The sequence below is a fragment of the Stenotrophomonas sp. 10N36 genome (assembly GCF_056395005.1).
The window spans coordinates 110,482-131,442 of record NZ_JBFTIS010000023.1 but is presented as its reverse complement, the minus strand read 5'-3'; the positions used below and the strand labels follow the sequence as shown (position 1 = coordinate 131,442).

17 protein-coding genes are annotated in these 20,961 nt (G+C 67.6%); 12 read left to right on the top strand and 5 right to left on the bottom strand.

Going from position 1 to position 20,961, the window contains the following annotated elements; all coding sequences use genetic code 11:
- The 4 genes from AC1DCJ_RS18285 to AC1DCJ_RS18270 all read left to right on the top strand — a co-directional run.
- Positions 1-193, top strand: a 193-nt coding sequence (locus tag AC1DCJ_RS18285; RefSeq protein WP_478071610.1) for a hypothetical protein, incomplete at its 5' end; no start/stop codon positions are given.
- Between the two features lie 219 nt (positions 194-412).
- Positions 413-2,230 (top strand): sensor histidine kinase, encoded by a 1,818-nt coding sequence (locus tag AC1DCJ_RS18280; protein ID WP_478071609.1) that lies wholly within the window; start codon positions 413-415, stop codon positions 2,228-2,230.
- Positions 2,227-2,667 (top strand): response regulator, encoded by a 441-nt coding sequence (locus tag AC1DCJ_RS18275; protein ID WP_038686220.1) that lies wholly within the window; start codon positions 2,227-2,229, stop codon positions 2,665-2,667. The genes AC1DCJ_RS18280 and AC1DCJ_RS18275 overlap by 4 nt, the downstream gene beginning before the upstream one ends.
- A gap of 3 nt (positions 2,668-2,670) precedes the next feature.
- Positions 2,671-4,188 carry an ATP-binding response regulator gene (locus AC1DCJ_RS18270; RefSeq protein WP_038686221.1) on the top strand — a complete coding sequence of 506 codons (1,518 nt, stop codon included), beginning with the start codon at positions 2,671-2,673 and terminating at the stop codon, positions 4,186-4,188.
- Positions 4,189-4,476: 288 nt separating this feature from the next.
- On the opposite strand, the gene AC1DCJ_RS18265 is transcribed toward AC1DCJ_RS18270, so the two are convergent.
- The gene (locus AC1DCJ_RS18265; protein WP_038686223.1) at positions 4,477-5,214 is read right to left on the bottom strand and encodes a proteasome-type protease; all 738 of its coding nucleotides are present in this window, start codon (positions 5,212-5,214) and stop codon (positions 4,477-4,479) included.
- An 84-nt stretch (positions 5,215-5,298) separates the two neighbouring features.
- On the opposite strand from AC1DCJ_RS18265, the gene folK reads away from it, so the two are divergent.
- Entirely contained in the window at positions 5,299-5,790 is a 492-nt protein-coding gene (gene folK, locus AC1DCJ_RS18260) for a 2-amino-4-hydroxy-6-hydroxymethyldihydropteridine diphosphokinase (protein ID WP_137190379.1), read from the top strand.
- Positions 5,791-6,075: 285 nt separating this feature from the next.
- Here folK and AC1DCJ_RS18255 read toward each other — a convergent pair whose 3' ends face one another.
- The gene (locus AC1DCJ_RS18255) at positions 6,076-6,813 is read right to left on the bottom strand and encodes a pteridine reductase (RefSeq protein WP_038686225.1); all 738 of its coding nucleotides are present in this window, start codon (positions 6,811-6,813) and stop codon (positions 6,076-6,078) included.
- A gap of 56 nt (positions 6,814-6,869) precedes the next feature.
- Here AC1DCJ_RS18255 and AC1DCJ_RS18250 point away from each other — a divergent pair, with 56 nt between their 5' ends.
- Together AC1DCJ_RS18250 and AC1DCJ_RS18245 are read left to right on the top strand one after the other, a co-directional pair.
- On the top strand, positions 6,870-8,054 hold the full coding sequence (locus AC1DCJ_RS18250) for a class I SAM-dependent methyltransferase (protein WP_038691815.1): 1,185 nt from the start codon (positions 6,870-6,872) through the stop codon (positions 8,052-8,054).
- A gap of 1 nt (position 8,055) precedes the next feature.
- The gene (locus AC1DCJ_RS18245) at positions 8,056-8,445 is read left to right on the top strand and encodes a VanZ family protein (protein WP_447595735.1); all 390 of its coding nucleotides are present in this window, start codon (positions 8,056-8,058) and stop codon (positions 8,443-8,445) included.
- A gap of 254 nt (positions 8,446-8,699) precedes the next feature.
- On the opposite strand, the gene AC1DCJ_RS18240 is transcribed toward AC1DCJ_RS18245, so the two are convergent.
- The 3 genes from AC1DCJ_RS18240 to AC1DCJ_RS18230 form a co-directional block, all read right to left on the bottom strand.
- A complete protein-coding gene (locus tag AC1DCJ_RS18240; protein WP_478071608.1) occupies positions 8,700-11,036 on the bottom strand; it encodes a family 20 glycosylhydrolase in 2,337 nt (778 codons plus the stop codon).
- A gap of 96 nt (positions 11,037-11,132) precedes the next feature.
- Entirely contained in the window at positions 11,133-13,760 is a 2,628-nt protein-coding gene (locus tag AC1DCJ_RS18235; RefSeq protein ID WP_478071607.1) for a TonB-dependent receptor, read from the bottom strand.
- Between the two features lie 135 nt (positions 13,761-13,895).
- Positions 13,896-14,924 carry a glucokinase family protein gene (locus AC1DCJ_RS18230; protein ID WP_428711283.1) on the bottom strand — a complete coding sequence of 343 codons (1,029 nt, stop codon included), beginning with the start codon at positions 14,922-14,924 and terminating at the stop codon, positions 13,896-13,898.
- A 368-nt stretch (positions 14,925-15,292) separates the two neighbouring features.
- Here AC1DCJ_RS18230 and AC1DCJ_RS18225 point away from each other — a divergent pair, with 368 nt between their 5' ends.
- From AC1DCJ_RS18225 to AC1DCJ_RS18205, 5 genes are read left to right on the top strand one after another with little or no spacing between them, the layout of a single operon-like run.
- Positions 15,293-16,585, top strand: a complete 1,293-nt coding sequence (locus tag AC1DCJ_RS18225) for a sugar MFS transporter (RefSeq protein WP_137190373.1) — start codon at positions 15,293-15,295, stop codon at positions 16,583-16,585.
- 42 nt (positions 16,586-16,627) lie between these two features.
- Complete coding sequence (locus AC1DCJ_RS18220; protein WP_137190372.1) at positions 16,628-17,695, top strand: LacI family DNA-binding transcriptional regulator; 1,068 nt, start codon at positions 16,628-16,630, stop codon at positions 17,693-17,695.
- 6 nt (positions 17,696-17,701) lie between these two features.
- A complete protein-coding gene (locus tag AC1DCJ_RS18215; protein ID WP_137190371.1) occupies positions 17,702-18,730 on the top strand; it encodes an SIS domain-containing protein in 1,029 nt (342 codons plus the stop codon).
- Positions 18,730-19,878: an N-acetylglucosamine-6-phosphate deacetylase gene (gene nagA / locus AC1DCJ_RS18210; protein ID WP_038686238.1), complete on the top strand. Its 1,149-nt coding sequence runs from the start codon at positions 18,730-18,732 to the stop codon at positions 19,876-19,878. Before AC1DCJ_RS18215 ends, nagA begins: the two co-directional genes overlap by 1 nt.
- Positions 19,875-20,942, top strand: a complete 1,068-nt coding sequence (locus AC1DCJ_RS18205; RefSeq protein WP_478071606.1) for an acyltransferase family protein — start codon at positions 19,875-19,877, stop codon at positions 20,940-20,942. Before nagA ends, AC1DCJ_RS18205 begins: the two co-directional genes overlap by 4 nt.
- Positions 20,943-20,961 lie beyond the last annotated feature (19 nt).

Below are 20,961 nucleotides of genomic sequence, written 5' to 3'. Positions count from 1 at the left end.
CTGGGCGGACAACATGGCGGGCAAAGGCGTGCCGGCCAACGGCCGGCACCTACCGCTTACTGCGCGCGCAGGAAACCGACCGGAGCCGCCTCAGCTACGGATCAGGCAGGCGCTGATCAACACAGTTGCTACCGGCTGCTACGGGGCCCTCACGCTCGCGACCGACCCGGATCGGAGAAGCCAGCCGATCTGACCACACCCGGCCACCCGCATAGCGTCACGTCCGAAGAAGCCTTTATTAGGGGCGGCTACGCACGAACAGCGTTCGCTTAATTGTTCAGAAAAAAGGGCGCATCCTATTCACAATGCGCTGCGGTATATTGACGGCTTCGCCCGCGACGGCGTGCCAGGGAAGCCGAGGCGGCCGCGACAGGGCACCGCCGGCAACGGCATCGCACGGTGAAGAGGAACTATGGCGCTGGCTTTCAGTGATGAAATCTGGGATCGGTGGCGTTTACCGGCGTTGGCCTTGGCCGCGGCGGCGATCATCGTGGTGCCGTGGGTCACCCTGCGAAAACTGTCCGACGACAATGTCCAGGCCATGCGCTGGGTCACCCATACCCAGGACGTCGGTGTGGCGGTGTACCAGCTGCAGGCCGATGTGCGCGATGTGGAATCGGCCGCGCTGACGATGTCCAAGGGCATCGACGCGCCGGGCCTGCGTGAGCGCATGGGCCAGGCCAAGGATATCCCGCTGCGCCTGGAGCGGCTGGCCGAACTGACCCGCGACAATCCCGAACAGCTGGTCCGCATCGGCCGCATCCAGTCGATGGTCGAGCGGCGCATGGAAGTGGCCAGGCAGTTGGCCAAGGCCTCGCCCAACTCCGACCAGCGCGAGCTGGTCCAGGACCTGACCACGCGCTACCCGATCCGCGGCCTGATCGAGGAACTGCAGGCCAGCGAAGAGAAGCTGCTCGCGCAGCGCACCGCGACCTTCCAGAAGCAGCAGCGCCAAGGCGAGTTCGTGTCATGGACTGCCCTGGCCATCCAGCTGGCCCTGCTGGGCCTGGTGCTGTGGCTGCTCTATCGCCAGGCCGGCCATCGTGCCGCCGCCGAGCGCGCCTCGTTGCGTTCGGCCGCGCGTGCCGCATCGGTGCTGCATACCGTGCGCGAGCCGATCGTGCTGCTCGACCGCGAACTGAAGGTGCAGCTGCACAACCCGGCCTTCGCCGAGCTCTACGGCCTGGAGGACGACAGCGGCGAAGTGCGGTCGCTGGACAGCATCGGCGACGGTGCCTGGACCGATGCGGTGGTGCGTCAGCGCTTGACCGACGTACTGCTGCGCGGCCGCGAACTGTGGGACTACGAACACGAACAGCGCACCGCCGACGACCAGGTGCGCACCATGTTGATCAACGCCCGCCGCATGCCCCTGCCCGACAAGGACGATGAAGTGGTGCTGATGACCGTCAGCGACGTCACCGTGCAGCGCGCCGTGCAGCAGCGCGTGGAAGAACTGAACCGGCAGCTGGAAGGCAAGGTCGAGCAGGTGTCCGAAGTGAACCGCGAGCTGGAAGCCTTCAGCTACTCGGTCTCGCACGATCTGCGCGCCCCGCTGCGCCACATCGGCGGCTTCTCGGACAAGCTTGCGCGGCACCTGGGCGACGACGCCGACGAAAAGTCGCTGCACTACCTGGGTGTCATCTCCAATTCGGCGCGTCGCATGGCGGCGCTGATCGACGACCTGCTGGTCTACTCGCGGCTGGGCCGCGCGGCGATGCGCATGCAGGCGGTGGACATGCAGTCGCTGGTGGCTGATACCCGCGCGATGCTGGACGCCAACCTGCAGACCGAGGCCGAAGAGACCGGCGTACCGCGCCATGTCGAGTGGAAGATCGCGCCGCTGCCGATCCTGGTCTCCGACGAAAACATGATGCGCCAGGTGTGGTTGAACCTGCTCGGCAACGCCATCAAATACTCCTCCAACCGCGATCCGGCCCGGATCGAGGTCGAGTACCAGCAACAACCCGACGGCGGCCACCTGTTCACGGTGCGCGACAACGGCGCCGGTTTCGACATGGCCTACGCCGCCAAACTGTTCGGCGTATTCCAGCGCCTGCACAAGGCCAGTGAATACCCCGGCACCGGCATTGGCCTGGCCAGTGTGCGCCGCGTGTTGACCCGCCACGGCGGCCGCATCTGGGCCGAATCGGCCGTCGACCAGGGCGCCTCCTTCCACTTCCTGCTTCCTCCTGCGCTCGACGCAATCAACAAAGGCTCCGCCGCATGACCGCTCTCCGCACCATCCTCCTCGCCGAGGACAGCCCTGCCGACGCCGAGATGGCCGTCGACGCCCTGAAAGAGGCCCGCCTGGCCAACCCCATCGTGCATGTCGAAGACGGCGTGGAAGCGATGGACTACCTGTTGCGCCGCGGCGCCTATGCCAACCGCGAGGAAGGCCTGCCGGCCGTCCTGCTGCTGGACATCAAGATGCCGCGCATGGACGGCCTGGAGGTCCTCAAGGAAATCCGCAATACCGACGAGCTCAAGCGCCTGCCGGTGGTGATCCTGTCGTCCTCGCGCGAAGAAAGCGACCTGGCCCGCAGCTGGGACATGGGCGTGAACGCGTACGTGGTCAAGCCGGTGGACGTGGACCAGTTCTTCGGTGCCGTGCAGACCCTGGGCAAGTTCTGGGCGGTGATCAACCAGGCGCCGGAAGTCGAATAACCCATGCCGCTGACTGGCCCCTCCCTGGGTATGTTGCGCGTCCTGCTGGTGGAAGATTCCCCGGAGGACGCCGAACTGATGTGCGAGCAGATGCTCGATGCGGGGCTTGAAGCGAGCTTCGAGCGGGTGGAGAGCGCGCGCGAATTACGCGACGCGCTGACCCGCTTCTCGCCGGATATCGTGCTGTCGGACCTGAGCATGCCGGGCTTTTCCGGCAACCAGGCGCTGGAAATCGTGCGTGCGTGGCATCCCGATGTGCCGTTCATCTTCGTGTCCGGCACGATGGGCGAGGAAAACGCGGTGGCGGCGCTGCACCAGGGCGCCAACGATTACATCATCAAGCACCAGCCGGCGCGTTTGCCCTCGGCGGTGGCACGTGCGGTGCGCGAGTCGCGCAGCACGATGGACCGCCAGCGGGTGGAAGCCGAACTGATGCGCGCGCAGCGACTGGAAAGCCTGTCGCTGCTGGCGGCCGGGCTCAGCCACGACCTGCGCAACATCCTGCAGCCGCTGCTGATCATGCCGGACCTGCTCAAGGCGCGCAGCGACGACCCGCAGCTGCATCACCTGGCCGACATCATCGCCGAGTGCGGCCGGCGCGGGCACGAGATGGCCGAATCGATGCTGTCGTTCGTGCGCGGTTCGCGCAAGCCAAGCGAGCACATCTGCATCGCGCACCTGTTCGAGGCCGTGGAGCTGCTGTTGCGCAGCAACCTGCCCAACAAGGTCAGCCTGCACCTGGATGTGGCCGACGACGGTCTTGGCGTGGACGCCAACTACACCGAACTGCAGCAGGTGCTGTTGAACCTGGCGTTGAATGGCATCCAGGCGATGCCGAACGGCGGCCGCCTGACCCTGCGCGCGTCTGCCGATGCGGGCGGGCAGGGCGAGGAGTGGCTGCGCATTTCGGTGACCGACGAAGGCACCGGCATGGATGCCGAGACCTTGTCGCACCTGTTCAATCCGTTCTTCACCACCAAGGCCAACGGCACCGGCCTGGGCCTGATCTCGTGCAAGCGGATCGTGGAAGGTGCCAACGGCAGCATCCATGTGGACAGCACGCCCGGCGTGGGGACGCGCTTCGACCTGCTGCTGCCGATGCGTGAAGTGCCGGCCGAGGGCGAAGCGGTCGACGCGCCGATCGCCGCCGGTGCGGGCCAGACCATTCTGGTGGTGGATGGCGAAGCCACGCGCCTGTCGCTGCTGGGCAATGCGTTGTCCAGCCAGGGGTATCACCTGCAGCTGGCATCGGACGGCGCTGCGGCGCTGCGCTGGATGCAGCAGGAGGCGATGCCGGCGCTGGTGATTGCCGACGCGGGCTCCAAACTGCTGTCGGCCAGCCATCTGCTGGGCGAGATGGCCGCGCTGGGCTACCGCGGTCCGGCGCTGGTGCTGGAAGAGGCCGACGTCACCGTGCCGCTGGCGGTGTTCCCGCCGATCATCAACGTGCACGTGCTGCGCAAACCGTTGGAGATGCAGCAGGTGTTCCGCTCGGTCGCCGAGGCGTTGGAGACGGCGTAGCCGGGCGTGCCGTCTGCCGCGGGTGTGCCGACCAACGGTCGGCACCTACCGGGGGTCATTGACCGGGTTCGCATCGACCCCGGATTGCATCGACGGGGACCGCATCGACCCCGGGATTGCGTCGATGGGGACCGCATCGACCGGCGCGCATCGTCCCCGGATTGCGTCGACCGGGACCGCATTGACCGGGGGCGCATTGACCGCGGATTGCATTGACGGGGACCGCATCGACCCCGACCGTGTCCACCCGGTAGGCGACCACCGTTGGTGGTCGCGCCGGGCGCGCGGTCATCGCCCTTCCCAGGGAAACCCCGGCAGGCTGGCCACGGCCTGTTCCAGCTTGTGCGACCAACTCCCGTGGATTTCGGCGTACAGCGGCGAATCACCGGCCAGCCGCATGCGCTGGCTGATGCGCAGGTCACCCGTGCGGATCAGCACCAGGTCCACCGGCAGGCCGACCGAGAGGTTGGAGCGGATGGTGGAATCCAGCGACACGATCGCGGTGCGCGCCGCGTCTTCCAGGCGTGTCTGCGGGCGGATGATGCGGTCCAGGATCGGCTTGCCGTACTTGGATTCGCCGATCTGCAGGAACGGGGTTTCCGGCGAGGCGGCGATGGCGTTGCCCAGCGGGTAGATCATGTACATGCCGGGCTGCTCGCCGCCCACCTGGCCACCCAGGATCAGCGTGGCCTGCGTGTTGATGCCGTCGTGGCCATGCTCGGGCGTGCTGGATTTGACCTGGCTGTCGACCAGGATGCGGCCCACGTACTCGGCCACCTCGAACAGGTGCCGGTAGGCGCACAGGTTCTGCTCGCGCTGTTCCTCCACGTCGCGCCGCAGCCGCGAGATCAGCAGCTGGGTGGTGGCCAGGTTGCCGGCGGCCATGATCACGAAGGCGGCCTGGCCCGGGAACTCGAACTCGTGCAGCTTGCGATGCACCCGCACGTCGTCCAGCGACGCGTTGGTACGGGTGTCGGCGGCGAAGACCAGGCCTTCGTCCACCTCGATGCCGACGCAATAGGTCATGTCGGTGTCCTATGATGTGCACCCCGATTCTATGCGCTGGCCCTGTTGGCCCGGTGTGGATTCGCCCCACGCATGCTGAATACCATGACCACTGTGCTCCTGAGCCTGGGCAGCAACCTGCAGCCGCAACAGCACCTTCACGCCGCGGTGGAGGCCCTGCGCGCGCGCTTCGGCGCCGTTGCGGTCTCTCCGGCCTACCGGACCGCCGCCGTCGGTTTCGACGGCCCGGATTTCCTCAACAATGCGGTGGCCATCGAGACCGACCTGCCGCTGGACGCGCTGGATGCCTGGCTGCATGCGCTGGAAGACGCGCACGGCCGTGACCGCAGCGGCCCGCGCTTCTCCGACCGGACCCTGGACCTGGACGTGGTGTTCTACGGCGACCTGATCGTGGAAGGCCCCGGCCACCTGCGCATCCCGCGCCCGGAGCTCAAGCACGCCTTCGTGCTGAAGCCGCTGGCCGATATCGCGCCGACGTTCATCGACCCGGTCAGCGGGCTGGACCTGGCCACGCTGTGGCGCGCACACCGCCAGCACGGCGACGCGTTCGAGACGATGGACCTGTTGCCGGGGTAAGCGACGCGGCGCGGATGCCGTCCGTGCGCGACCACCAACGGTGGTCGCCTACCGGGGGTGGCGCACCGTTCGCCTGCGCCCACGGATCACCCGGTAGGTACCGACCGTTGGTCGGTACGCCGTTCGCGTGCGCCCATGAACCATCCGGTAGGTACCGACCGTTGGTCGGTACGCCGTTCGCGTGCGCCCATGGACCATCCGGTAGGTACCGACCGTTGGTCGGTACGCCGTTCGCGTGCGCCCACGGAATCCGGTAGGTACCGACCGTTGGTCGGTACGCACCCATCAGGACAACGTCCGCCCACCATCCACGCGCAGCGTATGCCCGGTGATGAACGGCGCGTCGGTTACCAGCCAGTACACCGCCTCGGCGATCTCTTCCACGGTGCCGGTACGCGCCAGCGGCGTGCGCAGCAACAGGGCCTGCTGCGCGTAATCGTCCTTGCCCTGCTCGGGCCACAGGATCGCGCCGGGCGCCACCGCGTTCACCCGGACCTTGGGGGCCAGTTCCAGCGCCAGTGACCGGGTGACCATTTCCAGCGCCGCCTTGGCTGCGCTGTAGACCGGGTGGTCGCGCATCGGCTGGGTGCCATGCAGGTCGGTCAGGTTGACGATGCAGCCCTGGTGCCGGCGCAGCTGCGGGGCGGCGGCCTGGGCCAGCAGCAGCGGCGCGCGGGCGTTGACCGCGAACAGGTCGTCCCAGTGCTCGGCGGTGATCTGGCCCAGCAGGGTGGGGTAGAAATTGGAGGCGTTGTTGACCAGCGCGTCCAGCCGCCCGAACTGGGCCACGGTCTGTTCGACCAGATCGGGCAGGGTGTCGGCGTCGCGCAGGTCGGCCTGCAGTGCCAGCACGCTGCCCGGGCGCAGCATGTCCAGGTCGAAGGCCATCTGCTGCAGTTCGGCGGTGGAGGTATGCGCGTGCAGCACCACCGACCAGCCGCAGGCATGGAACTGGCGGGCGATCGCCGCGCCGATCCGGCGTGCGCTGCCAGTGATCAGCACGACGGGGGCGGTATCGGTCATCGGGGGTAACTCCGGGCTCGGCTATGCTGTGCATTGTCACCGCAATCGCCTGCACCATGCATTCCCCACTGCCGACCCCCGATACCGACGCCCTGGCCCACAGCGATCAGCTGGCCGCGGCACTGCGCGCTGAAATCCTGGCCAACGGCGGTGCCATGCCGTTCGCCCGGTTCATGGAGCTGAGCCTGTACACGCCGGGGCTGGGGTACTACAGCGCCGGCGCCAGCAAGTTCGGCCAGTCCGGCGACTTCACCACCGCGCCCGAACTGGGTCCGTTGTTCGCCGCCACCCTGGCCAACGCGATCGCGCCGGTGATGCAGCAGCTGGGGCCGCAGGCGCGTTTCATGGAGTTGGGCGGCGGCAGCGGCGCGTTTGCCGAGGTGCTGCTCAAGCGCATGCTCGAGCTGGACGCGCTGCCCGACCGCTACGCGATCCTGGAGCCCAGCGCGGACCTGCGCGAGCGCCAGCGCGAGCGTCTGGAAAAAACACTGGTGCCGCCGCTGTTCGCACTGGTGGAATGGCTGGACGGCCCGTTCGATGACGACTGGGATGGCATGGTGTTCGCCAACGAGGTGATCGACGCGCTGCCCACCCCGCGCTTCCTGGCCCGCGATGGCATGGTCTTCGAGGAAACCGTGGAGCTGGATGCCGACGGCGCCTTCATGCGCGGCGCGCAGCCGGCCGATGCCATGCTGAGCGCGGCGGTGCGGCATATCGAGCATTACCGCGAGAAGCCGTTCGCCGATGGCTACCGGTCCGAGCTGCTGCCGCAGCTGCCGTACTGGATCCAGGCCGTGGCCGGTGGCATGCAGCGCGGCGCGATGCTGTTCGTCGACTACGGCTACCCGCGCGGTGAGTACTACCAGGACGAGCGCGACGACGGCACGGTGCGCGCGTTCTACCGCCACCAGGTGCACAACGACCTGTACCGCTGGCCGGGCCTGCAGGACCTGACCGCCTCGGTGGATTTCACCGCGTTGGCTGAAGCCGGCACCGGCGCCGGCTTCGAGCTGGCCGGGTACTGCACGCAGGCCAACTTCCTGCTGGGCAACGGCCTGGATGCGTTGTTGGCCAAGGCCGATGCGCGTACCGATGAATTCGGCAAGGTGCGCCTGCGCGACCAGGTCAAGAAACTCACCCTGCCCACCGCCATGGGCGAGCGCTTCCAGGTGATGGGCTTCCAGCGCGATGTCGATTTCGAGCCTGCCTTCACGCTGGGCGATCTGACCTGGCGCCTCTGACATGAGCGCCACGGGACTGTTGAAGCCGCTGCGGTTCGCGCGGTTCTGGCTGGCGCTGTGGTGGATGGCCATTGCCGCGACCATCGCCGTCTGCCTGGTCCGGCTGCCGCCGATGGCGCTGCCGGACAACAGCGACAAGGTCGAGCATTTCCTGGCGTACTTCGTGCTGGCCGGCTCGGCGGTGCAGATCTACCGCACGCGCGCGGCGCTGGCGTGGGCGGGGGTGGGCCTGGTCGGTCTGGGCATCGGCATCGAGTTCGCCCAGGGCGCCCTGACCGCCACCCGCATGGCCGACCCGATGGACGTGCTGGCCAACAGCATCGGTGTCGTCGCCGGCCTGTCGCTTGCGTTCACCCCGTTGCGCGACCTGTTGTTGCGCTTGCGGGGGTGACAGGCAGTGACGACCAACGGTCGTCACCTACGGTGGGGTCATGAGGAGCCGGCCAGCGGCCGGCACTACCGAGGCACGCGGCCGGTGCCGGGTCCACGCGGTGACGACCAACGGTCGTCACCTACCCACAGGGCAACCGGCGCTGACGACCAACGGTCGTCACCTACCCACAGGACACCGGCGCTGACGACCCACGGTGGTCACCTGCCGAATTACCGGTAGGTACCCACCGTTGGTGGGTACGTCTCCCCCGATCAACGCGGCTGCAACGTCACCTCATCCACCACCCACATGGTCGGGCGGGTGTCACCGGTGAAGCGCACGCACAGGTCCTGGGTGCCCTTCAACGATCGCGGCAGCGCCGCCTCCAGCGTGATGAAGCCATCGGCGCCCGGCGTGGCCGGCAGCGGCACGCTGACCAGCGGCTTGCCGTCGCAGGTGCCGTTGAGCACGTCCATTTCGCCATGCGCGCTGCGCGCCGGGCTGAATTTCCGCGCCGGTTCGTCGTGCGCCAGCTGGAAGTAATACGGAATCTGCCCGGCACGCACGCGCAGCGTGCCGATACCGTCCACGTCGGCGTCCTTCCACAACCAGCACGGGTTGAAGATGTTGACGTTGAAAATGGCACGCTCGCCGTCGGCCGGGCCGTCGTCTTCCAGCCGCAGCAGCAGCTTGCCTTCGCCCGGGCACATCGCCAGCTGCTGATCGTTGCGGGTGAGCAACGACGTGGCCGTGATATCGAAGCGGCTGGCGGCGTTGGCCAATGGCTTGCCGTTGAAGAACGTGGCGGCCTGCAGCGCGACCGGCAGCGGCTGGGTCAGCGGCGCGGTGTAGCGCGGCGACTGCGCGGTGACCGGGCTGCCATCCACGCTGTAGTGGATCTCGTAGCCCAGCGGCGTGCTCAGCGCCAGCGTCGCGGTGCCGGCCTTGCGGTCGTCGCGGCTGTCCTGCTCCACCTGGAACGGCGTCTGTGCATACGCAATGCCCATCGCCTGCCAGCGCTGCAGCTGGTGGGGCAGGCGCGCCAGGAAGTCGGCGTAGTCGCGGCGTTCGCGCGGCGACCAGCCGGTTTCGGCCACCGCGGCCAGGCGCGGGAACAGGTTGTGCTGCAGGCGCGCGTAGGTGCGCGTGTGTTCGGTGAACATGTTGGCCTGCAGGCCCAGGATGTGCTGCTGCTTGTCCTTGGCCAGCGCATCGGGCACCGGCTCAAAGCCGTACACGCGCGCCAGCGAGGTGACCAGCGGGCGCCCCGGCGGTTCGTTGTCCGAGCTCGTCTGCAGGTAGTCCATGTACATGTCGGTGACCGGCGACATCACCACGTCGTGGCCTTCGCTGGCCGCCTTCAGGCCGCCTTCGGTGCCGCGCCACGACATCACCGTGGCTTCCGGCGGCAGGCCGCCTTCGAGGATCTCATCCCACCCGATCAGGCGGCGGTCGTGCTGCTCCAGGAAGGTCTCCAGGCGCTTGATCAGGTGACTCTGCATTTCCATTTCATTGCCCGCGCCCACTTCGCGCATGCGGGCCTGTACGCGTGCCGAGGCTTCCCACTGGTCCTTGACCGCCTCGTCGCCGCCCACGTGCACGTACTGGGACGGGAACAACGCGATCACCTCTTCCAGCACGTTCTCCAGGAAGGTGAAGGTGGTTTCTTCGGTGTTGAACAGGTTCGGGAACACGCCCCATTCGCTCAGCGGCTTGAGTGGCGTATCCAGCGTGCCCAGCTCGGGGTACGCGGCGATCGCCGCGGTGGCGTGGCCGGGCACGTCGATCTCGGGAATCACCTGGATATGGCGCGCGGCCGCATAGGCGATCACCTCGCGGATCTGGTCCTGGGTGTAGAAGCCGCAGTACGAACGCTCGGCGCCGGTGGCGGGGTCGCGGCCACCATCGCCGGCCGGGATGCGGCAGCTGCCGACTGCAGTCAGCTTCGGGTAGCGCTTGATCTCCATGCGCCAGCCCTGGTCATCGGTGAGATGCCAATGGAAGGTGTTGAGCTTCTGTTCGGCCATCGCGTCGAGCACGCGCTTGATCTCGTCCAGGCTCTGGAAATGGCGGGCCGAATCGAGCATCAGGCCGCGCCAGCTGAAACGCGGGGCATCGTCGATGCGCAGTGCCGGCAGGGCGCCGTCGACGTTGCTGGTGAACAGTTGCGACAACGTCGCCGCCCCGTAGAACAGGCCGGCTTCGGTAGCGGCGGCAACGGTCACGCCATCGCCGTTGGAGCGCAGCTGGTAGCCTTCGGCGCCGGTCTTCAGCGCGGTGTTGAGTACGAAGTTGACGCCGTTCTTGCCGTTCCCGTTCTTGACCTGCAGGGTGGGGCCGCCGCTGGTGTGCAACAGGGTGCTGAACTGGCGCGCCACGCGCGTGGCCGCATCGCCGCGCGCCCACACCGGGGTGCTGGCTTCCACCTTGAAGGGCGCGCCATCGAGGCGTTCCACGTGGGCCGGTGCGGGAATCAGCGACAGCGCGTCGGGCCGGGCCCGCGGGCCATCGGGCGCCTGTGCATCGGTGGCGTGCGCGAGCGGTGCCAGGGACAGGGCCAGTGCGAAAGACAGCAGCGACAGCGAGGTACGACGGGTGCGGGTGTGCATCGGGTCATTCCTTTGTAGCGAATCGGGTTCCACCTGTGAAAACGGGCCCGGAGGTCCGGGCCCGTCGATCAGGCGTTCAGCATGGTAAGGCAGTGATCAGAACTTGAAGTGCACCGTGGCCATGTAGCGGCGGCCGCTCTTGTAGCGCGACGCAAGGTGGTCCTTGTCGCCCAGGTACTGGAAATACTCTTCGTTGAGCAGGTTCTGTGCGTCCAGGGTCAGCGACCAGTTCTCGTTGAAGGTGTACCCGAAACTGGCACCCAGTTCGGCGTAGTCGTCCACGCTGGCCGGCGCCGAGCCAGCGACGTAACCGCCGGCCAGGTAGCTGTCACGCCAGTTGTAGGTCAGGCGTGCGTTGATCGGGCCCTTCTCGTAGTACGGGCTGAACGCGACCGAGTTGCGCGACTGGTACGGCAGCGGGTCGCCGGAGTTGTTCTCGCCATTGGCGTAGGTGTAGTTGGCGGTCAGGCCGAACCCGCTTTCGCCGAAGGGCTGCTGGAAGCTGAGGTTGAAGCCCTTGACGTGGCCGCTGCCGGCATTGCGCGGACGCTGGATGCTGTAGTCGCAGTAGCCGTCGGCGGTGCAGCCGTTGGTGCCCACGACATTGGCCCAGGTGGCCGGCGAGGTGTCGCGGATCGAGTTGTACTGGCGCTCGACGACCGCGCTGCTGTCGATGTAGTTGTCGATCTTCTTGTAGAACAGCGACCAGGCCACCACCGACTGCGGGGCGAAGTAGTACTCGGCCGACAGGTTGTAGTTCCACGATTCGTACGGGGACAGGTCGGCGTTGCCGCCGCTGCCGTTGAGCGTGGTGTCGTTGAGGAAGGTGTTGTTGACCATCTGGTTGTACGGCGCCCAGGCGATGACCTTGCTGGCACCGAAGCGGAACACCCAGTCATTGGCGGTGTCGTAGACCAGGTTGACCGACGGCAGCACGAAGTCTTCCTTCTTGCTCTGGGTCTGCCACTTGCTGTCCAGGTCGGTCAGGGTCGGGGTGCCGCCGTAGACGAAGCCGCTGCCGTCGGTCTTGGAATCGACGTAGCGCAGGCCGACGTTGCCGCGGACCGGCCCGTTGGAGAAGTTCAGCTGTGCATAGGCGGCATTGTTGGTCTGTTCCAGCGCCCAGGTGTTGTTGAGGTAGCTGGCCGGATCCGGGTTGGCGAAATCCAGCGGGCTGCCGGTGACCCAGTTCAGCACGTTGTCGCGGCCGGCCTGCACATGGCGACCCTGGCCATCGCTGAAGCCCTGGATGTTGGTGAGGCCGATGGTGCCGACGTCGGCCAGGGTGCCCGGGCGGACGCCGCCATAGACGTTCAGGTCGAAGCTCTCTTCATGCTTGCCGTGGCGTACGCCGAACTGCAGCTGGTTGAAGATGCTGTCGAACTGCACGTTGAAGTCGAGCTGGGCGTAGGTGTCCTTGCTCTCGGTGGAGAAGATGCCGTTGTTGCCGAACCAGCCGCCGGCCGAGCCCCAGTTGGCCGGGTTGCGCGCCGCATCGGGGTTGTCGAAGGTGATGCCCTTGTCCAGGTTCCAGCTGAAGCCGCCGTTGTAGAACGGTTCGATGAAGTACTGGGCCAGGTCCTTGTTCTCGGACTTGCTCTGGCCAGCCTGGCCGCTGATGCCCCAGCTTTCGCCCTTCCAGGCACCACGCAGGTCCAGGCCCTTGGTGGTGACTTCGGATTTGCGCACGTTGTTGTCGTAGATCACCGTGCCGCTGTTGGCGGTGGCGCTGGCGTTGGAATGGCCGCTGTTGACCACGCCGTTGCGCACGTCGCCGAGCTGGTTCACCGCACCGACGGTGCCGGGGTTCCAGGTCAGGAAGGAGTACATCGACTGGTTGTAGTTGTCGAAGTTTTCCTTGATGTACAGGCCGCTCAGGTTGAACTCGAGTTCGTCGGTCGGCTTGAACTGCAGGTTGACCACGGCGCTGTCGCGCTTGCGGTCCTGCTGGAACCATGCGGCGTTGACCGAGTTGGGCACGTCGGCATTGGGATCCACGCCCGGTGCGTTGGTGAAGGTGGAGGCCTTGGCGTAGCCGAATACCTCCATGCCCTGGCGGTCCACGCGCTCTTCATAGTGCTGCGCGGCCACGTTGATGCCGAAGGTCTCTTCGTCGTTCTTCCAGCTGTAGATCGCCGAAGCGTTCGGCTTGCCTTCGCTGGCCTGGTCGCTGTAGCTGTAGCCCACCGAGGCGGCCACTTCATTGGCGCGCATGTCCAGCGGCTGGCGGGTGTGCATCAGGATCGTGCCGCCCAGGCTGCCTTCGGTCAGGCGCGCTTCGGAGGACTTGATCACTTCCATGCGGCCCAGGATCAGCGGCGACAGCAGGGTATAGTCGAAGCCACGGTTGGGCTGTTCGCCATACAGCCAGATCGCCTGCGCGACCGGGTGGCCGTCCAGGAAGGACAGGTTGAGGCTGGGGTCGGTGCCATCGATGCTGACCCGCTCACCCTGGCCGAAGCGACGGTCCAGCGAGATGCCCGGCAGCTGCGACAGCGCTTCGGCCACGTTGGTGCTGGGGAACTTGCCGATGTCTTCGGCGGTGATCGCCTCGGAGATGGTCACGTTGTTGCGCTTGGTATCCAGCGACTTTTCCAGGCTGGCGCGGATGCCCACGACGCTGACCGTGTCCAGGTCGGTCGGGGTAGCGGTTTCCTGCGCCTGCGCGCCGAACACCAGACAGCTGAAAATGGCTGCCGAAAGCAGACTCTTGCGGTGGTTCATGATGTCTCTCCTCATCAATCCGATGGTTCGCCGGCGACGGCGTGTCTTCTTGCGTCTGGTACGACTGTGCCGCGCCCCGTTGCCGGGTGCGCCTGGGTGCCACGTACTGCTTTTTGCTGCGTACCCGCTGCGCCGTCAGACGCGCGGGTCGTCCCTATGGCCGAGGTACCAGCTGGCGGCGCCGATGACGCCCAGCTGCCCGTGCTCGACCACCTTCACGGGAATGCGTTCCAGCGCCTCGCGCATCGGCCCCTTGTTGAGGTACCGGCGCACGAAACTGCTGTTCAACAGGAATTCGCGGATCTGCGGCAGGATGCCGCCGGCCAGGTAGACCCCGCCGGTGATGCCGTACTGCAGGGCCATGTCGCCGATGGTGCTGCCGAGCAGGCCGCAGAACACCTCCAGGCTTTCGCGCGCCAGCGGGTCCTGGTTGGCCATGGCCGCGGCGGTGATCGCATCGGGCGTGGCCAGCGTGGGGGCCACGCCGTTGAGGGCACACAGGGCGCGATACAGATTCATCAGGCCGGGGCCGGACAGGGCGTGTTCCACCGACACATGCGCATGCTCGCGCTGCATCTGGCGCACGATCGCCATTTCCAGTTCGGTGGTGGTGGCCAGGGTGGGCTGGCCGGCTTCGGTGGCCAGCACCACCGCACCGTGCGCGGTGGGAATCCACACCGCCGCGCCCAGTCCGGTCCCCGGGCCGACCACCAGGGTCGGGCCACGCGGGGCGCTGGTCGGGCCGGTCAGCTGCAGCACACCGCTGGCGTCCACCTGCGCGGCGGCATAGGCCACCGCCTCAAAGTCGTTGACGATGTAGACCTGGTCCAGGCCCACGTCCTGTTCGATCCGGCGCGCCGACAACGGCCACGGCAGGTTGGCGCTGATCACGGTGCCATCCCGCCGGGCAACGCCGGCGGTGGCCACCACGCAGTGCGCCGGACGCTCGCCGGTACCGAGGAATTCGGCCAGGATCGCGCTCAGCCCGGGGTAATCGGCATTGCGGAACTTGCGGTATTCCAGCAGCTGCACCGGATGGTCCGGCTGGGCGCTGGCCTGCACCCGGGCCACCCGGACATGCGTGCCACCCACATCGGCGGCCAGGAACGGCGGCACCGCGGCGGGCAGGGCATGGGCCGGTACAGAGTGGGCGGCTGCGGTCACACGGGCTCCCTTGGATTGTGCAGGACCGGTCCGACCCGGCGATTGAGGCGGAGTCTGTAATCGTTCTGACAACGATGTCAACGATAACCTCAGACTTTCGATGTTGCGCCGCAGCGGGCGCTGTCATCAGAAAACGTTTTCATCCCTTGCCCGCCATGTTTTTGCAACCTGCCTGAAATGGCGGGGCCGGAGACCGTCAAGCGTGGCGGGGCGTGCGATCTGCGCAGGTGCAGCACGGTGCGGATCGGCACCGTGATGAAAACCGCTTGTTGACAAACCCGGCAGCGGCGACGAATAAATGTGACAACGTTGTTCCCAGCCACTCTTCCGGCGCGCCATTGCGGCCCGCCGATGCAGGAGCTTTCTTGATGTCTGCCGTGCCTGCTGCCTCCGCGCGTTCGAGCGTGCTTACGTCGATCCTGATCATCGGCGTGCTGTTCTTCCTGATCGGCTTCTTCACCTGGCTCAACGGGCCGCTGATCACCTTCGTCAAACTGGCCTTCGAGCTGGACGAGGTCGGCGCCTTCCTGGTGCTGATGGTGTTCTACCTGTCGTATTTCTTCCTCGCCCTGCCGGCCTCGTGGATCCTCAAGCGCACCGGCATGAAGAAGGGCCTTAGCCTGAGCCTGCTGGTGATGGCCGCCGGTGCGGTGGTGTTTGCCCACTTCGCCCAGCAGCGCTGGTACCCGGGGGCGCTCAGCGGCCTGTTCATCATCGGCAGCGGGCTGGCCCTGCTGCAGACCGCGGTCAACCCGTACATCAGCATCCTGGGCCCAATCGAGACCGCCGCCCGGCGCATCGCGCTAATGGGCATCTGCAACAAGATCGCCGGCATGCTGGCCCCGGTGCTGATCGGCACGCTGGTGCTGCATGGCATCGGCGACCTGGACGCGCAGGTGAAAGTGGCCGATGCGGCCACCAAGACCGTGCTGCTGGATACCTTCGCCGCCAAGATCCAGATGCCCTACATGGCCATGGCCGGGCTGCTGGTGGTGCTGGCGGTGGGCGTGCTGTTCTCGCCGCTGCCCGAACTGAAGACCGCCGAAGCCAACGCCACCCCGGCGCGCGCGCCCGGCACCGCCGAGCGCACCAGCATCTTCCAGTTCCCGCACCTGTGGCTGGGCGTGCTGTGCCTGTTCGTGTACGTCGGCGTGGAAGTGATGGCCGGCGATGCGATCGGTACCTACGGCCATGGCTTCGACCTGCCGCTGGACCAGACCAAGATGTTCACCTCGATCACCCTGGGCGCAATGCTGGTCGGCTACCTGGCCGGGCTGGCGTTGATCCCGCACGTGGTCTCGCAGTCGCGCTACCTGAGCGTCTCGGCAGTGCTGGGCGTGGTGTTCTGCATCGGCGCGCTGCTCACCCACGGCTACGTGTCGGTGGGCTTCGTGGCCGCACTGGGGTTTGCCAACGCCATGATGTGGCCGGCGATCTTCCCGCTGGCCATCCGCGGCCTGGGCCGGTTCACCGAAACCGGCTCGGCGCTGCTGGTGATGGCCATTGCCGGCGGCGCGATCATTCCGCAGGCCTTTGCCGTGCTCAAGCAGCACTTCGACTTCCAGTGGGTGTTCGCCGGGCTGATGGTGCCGTGCTACCTGTACATCCTGTTCTATTCGGTGCGCGGCCATCGGGCCGGCCTGCCCCGCGACGGCCAGTGATCGGCGATCATGGACGTCCAACCGGATCGGCAGGAAAAGAGCATGCGCAGAGCGACCATCAAGGATGTGGCTGAGCGGGCCAAGGTGTCGCTGAAGACGGTATCGCGGGTCATCAACAACGAACCGTCGGTGATGCAGGCCACCCGCGCGCGCGTCCTGCGTGCGATCGCCGAGCTGGACTACGAGCCCGATCCCGCCGCGCGCAACCTGCGCACGGGCACCACGCTGGTGGTCGGGCTGGTGTACGACAACCCCAACCCGTACCACATCATCGGCGTGCAGAACGGCGTGCTGGCGGCCTGCCGCGAGACCGGCTTCGGGCTGCAGATCCATCCGTGCGATTCCAGTTCGCCGATGCTGGCCGAAGAACTGGCCGACTGGGTGCAGCGTTCGCGCCTGGCCGGGCTGGTGCTGACCGCGCCGATGTCCGAGCGCAAGGATCTGGTGGCCGCGCTCACCGCCCGCGGCATCAAGCTGGTGCGCATCATCGCCGCCACCGCCGACCCTGAAGACGGCGCGTGCGTGTTCGTCGATGACCGCGAAGCGGCCTATGAAATCACTGAACATTTGATCCAGCTGGGCCACCAGCGCATCGGCTTCCTCTGGGGCGGCACCTCGCACCGGTCCAGCGGTGAGCGTTACGCCGGCTACGAAGCAGCGCTGCGCGACTACGGCATGAGCATCGACAAGCACCTGGTGGTGCAGGGCGACTACACCTTCGACGACGGCTTCCGCGGCGCACGGCGGCTGCTGGCGCTGCGCGAACCGCCCACCGCGATCTTCGGCTCCAACGATGAAATCGCCGCCGGCGTGCTGGCCGCGGCCAAGTCGGCCGGCATGAACGTGCCGTACGACCTGTCCATTGCCGGCTTCGAGGACAGCCCGTTCTCGCGCCAGTCGTGGCCGCCGCTGACCACTGCCAAGCAGGCCACCGAAGACATCGCCCGGCATGCGGCGCGGTTGCTGATCGCCCAGCTGCGCAGCGATGCCTACGACGACGCACCGCTGCAGCTGCAGAACCAGGGCTTCGTGCCGCAGCTGGTGGTGCGGGGTTCCACCGCGCCGATGCGCCCGACCGGCGCGCGCCCTCCTTCCCCTGAAACCACCTGAGTTCCCATGTCCCTGCCTGCCCCCCACGACACCCTGATGTACCGCGAAGCCGCCGAAGCCGCCGACGTGATTGCCGCGCAGTTCGCGCGCAACCAGGTGGCGGTGGAAACGCTGGCCGCCAGCCTGCGCGCGGCGCCGCCGCCGTTCGTGGTGACCTGCGCGCGGGGCAGCTCGGACCATGCCGCCACCTACGCCAAGTACCTGCTGGAAACCCGGCTGGGCCTGGTCACCGCCTCGGCCTCGCCGTCGGTGGGCTCGGTGTACGAAGCACCGCTGAAACTGCGGGGCGCGCTGTACATCGTCATTTCGCAGTCGGGCAAGAGCCCGGACCTGCTGCGCAACGCCGAGGCCGCGCGTGCGGCCGGTGCGCGCGTGGTGGCGTTGGTGAACGTGGAGGATTCGCCGCTGGCGCAGCTGGCCGAAACGGTGATCCCGCTGGGGGCCGGTGCCGAGCGCAGCGTGGCGGCGACTAAGAGCTACCTGGCCTCGTTGTCGGCGATCCTGCAGCTGGTGGCCTACTGGAGCCAGGACGCGGCACTGATCGCCGCACTGCGGGCGCTGCCCGATGCGCTGCGCCAGGCCTGGAACAGCGACTGGTCGGCGCTGACCGAGGGCCTGGTGCCAGCGCACAACCTGTTCGTGCTTGGCCGCGGACTGGGCCTGGGCGCGGCCCAGGAAGCCGCGCTGAAGTTCAAGGAAACCTGCGGCCTGCATGCCGAGGCCTACAGCTCGGCCGAAGTGAAGCATGGCCCGATGGCGCTGGTGGGCCCGGGTTTCCCGGTGCTGGCGTTCGCCCAGCCCGATGAAACCGGCGCGGGCACCCGCGCGGTGCTGCAGGAGTTCGGCGCGCGCGACGCGCAGGTGTGGCTGGCCGACGTTGATGGCGACCTGGCGCTGCCGGTTGCGCCGCACCCGGCCTGCGCACCGCTGCTCACCGTGCAGGCCTTCTATCGCGCCATCAACGCACTGGCGCTGCGCCGCGGGCACAACCCGGACCTGCCGCCGCATCTGAACAAGGTGACGGAAACCGTCTGATGAAAACCGTCCTGCGCAATGCCCGGATCCTGGCCGGCGATGAGTTCCGCGATGACCTGGCGGTGGTGATCGAAGACGGCCGCATCACCGCGCTGGTCTCCGACGCGGCCCCGCAACTGGGCAGCGCCGACGAACAGGTGGACCTGGGCGGTGGCTGGCTGCTGCCGGGCTTCATCGACGCGCAGGTCAACGGCGGCGGTGGCGTGCTGTTCAACAACACGCCCGACGTGGACAGCCTGCGCACGCTGGCTGCCGCGCACCGCCGCTTCGGCACCACCGGGCTGCTGCCCACGCTGATCAGCGACGATGTGCAGGTGATGCGCCGCGCGATCGACGCCACCCGCGCGGCCATCGCGCAGGGCGTGCCCGGCGTGCTCGGCATCCACCTGGAAGGCCCGTACATCGCGCCGGCGCGCAAGGGCACCCATGACGCCAACAAATTCCGCGTGCCCGACGCCGACGAGATCGCGATGGCGGCCTCGCTCGACAACGGCGTGACCCTGTTGACCCTGGCCCCCGAACGGGTGCCGCTGGAGAGCATCCGCGCGCTGGTCGAACGCGGCGTGATCGTGGCCGCCGGGCATACCGCCGCCAGTTACGAAGAAGCGCGCGCCGGGCTGGATGCCGGCATCCGCGGCTTCACCCATCTGTACAACGCGATGTCGCCGTTGACCGGGCGCGAGCCGGGTGCGGTGGGCGCGGCGCTGGAAGACCGCGACAGCTGGATCGGCATTATCGCCGACGGCGTGCACGTGCACCCGGCCAGCCTGCGCGTGGCGCTGGCGGCCAAGCCGCGCGGCAAGGTGATGCTGGTCACCGACGCGATGCCGCCGGTGGGCGCCGACAGCCCCAGCTATGAACTGTATGGCGAAGTGATCACGGCCGTGGACGGCGTGGTGCGCAATGCCGCCGGTTCGCTGGCGGGCTCGGCGCTGGACATGGCCACGGCGGTACGCAACGCGGTGCACCTGCTCGGCCTGCCGCTGGACGAGGCTGCACGCATGGCCTCGCGTTACCCGGCGCAGTTCCTCAACCTGGACGACCGCCTGGGTGAGATCGCCGAGGGCTACCAGGCCGACCTGGTGCTGCTCGACGACGCACTGCAGGTGCGCGCCACCTGGATTGCCGGCGAGCGCGAGGACGCATGACCGCCTCCCCATCGCCGCGCATGGGCTCGATCGATGCCCTGCGCGGGCTGACCGTGGCGGCGATGCTGCTGGTCAACAACCCCGGCGACTGGGGCCATGTGTATGCACCGCTGCTGCATGCGGACTGGCACGGCTTCACGCCCACCGACCTGATCTTCCCGCTGTTCCTGTTCATTGCCGGCGTGTCGATGGCCTTCAGCCTGTCGCCGCGCGCGGGCGAGCCTGCGTTGCGCCCGGCCCTGCGCAGTGGCCTGCTGCAGCGTGCGCTGCGCATCGCGGTGGCCGGCGCGGTGCTGCACCTGCTGGCGTGGTGGCTGATGGACCTGCCGGCCTACCGGCTGTGGGGCGTGCTGCAGCGGATTGCGCTGTGCGTGGCGGTGGTCGGGCTGCTGGCGATCCAGACGCGTGCGCGCACGCAATGGGCGGTGCTGGTCGGGCTGCTGCTGGTGTACACGGCGATCCTGCTGGGGGCCGGTTCGCTGGCACCGTGGGTCAACCCGGCCAGCCGCCTGGATACCGCGTTGTTCGCGCCGCTGCTCTACAAGTACGACCCGCTGACCGGGCTCGGCCACGACCCCGAAGGGCTGCTGAGCAGCCTGGGCGCGCTCGCCAGCACGCTGCTGGGGCTGCGTGCGGGCGCGTGGCTGCGGGCGGGGCAGGTGGGTGGGCTGGCGGTGCTGGCCACGGCATGCCTGCTCCTGGGCGGCGTGGCCGCGTTGTGGCTGCCCCTCAACAAGCAGCTTTGGACCCCCAGTTTCGTGCTGTGGACGGGTGGGCTGTCGGTGGCGGCCTTGCTGCTGGCCCACCTGCTGGTGGATCGCTGGGGTGCGCCGGCGCTGGGCCAACGCTTCGGCGTCAACGCCATTGCCGCCTACCTCGGCTCGTCAGCGATGGCGCTGCTGCTGATGGCCAGCGGCGCGTGGGGATGGCTGTATCAAGCCCTATCGACGCTGCTGCCGACGGCCCCCGCACTGGCCTCGCTGCTGTGTGCGCTGGGCTTCGTGGCGGTGTGGTGGGGCGTGGTGTGGGCGCTGGACGCGCGGCGCATCTACCTCAAAATCTAAAATTGGCATCACATTTTTT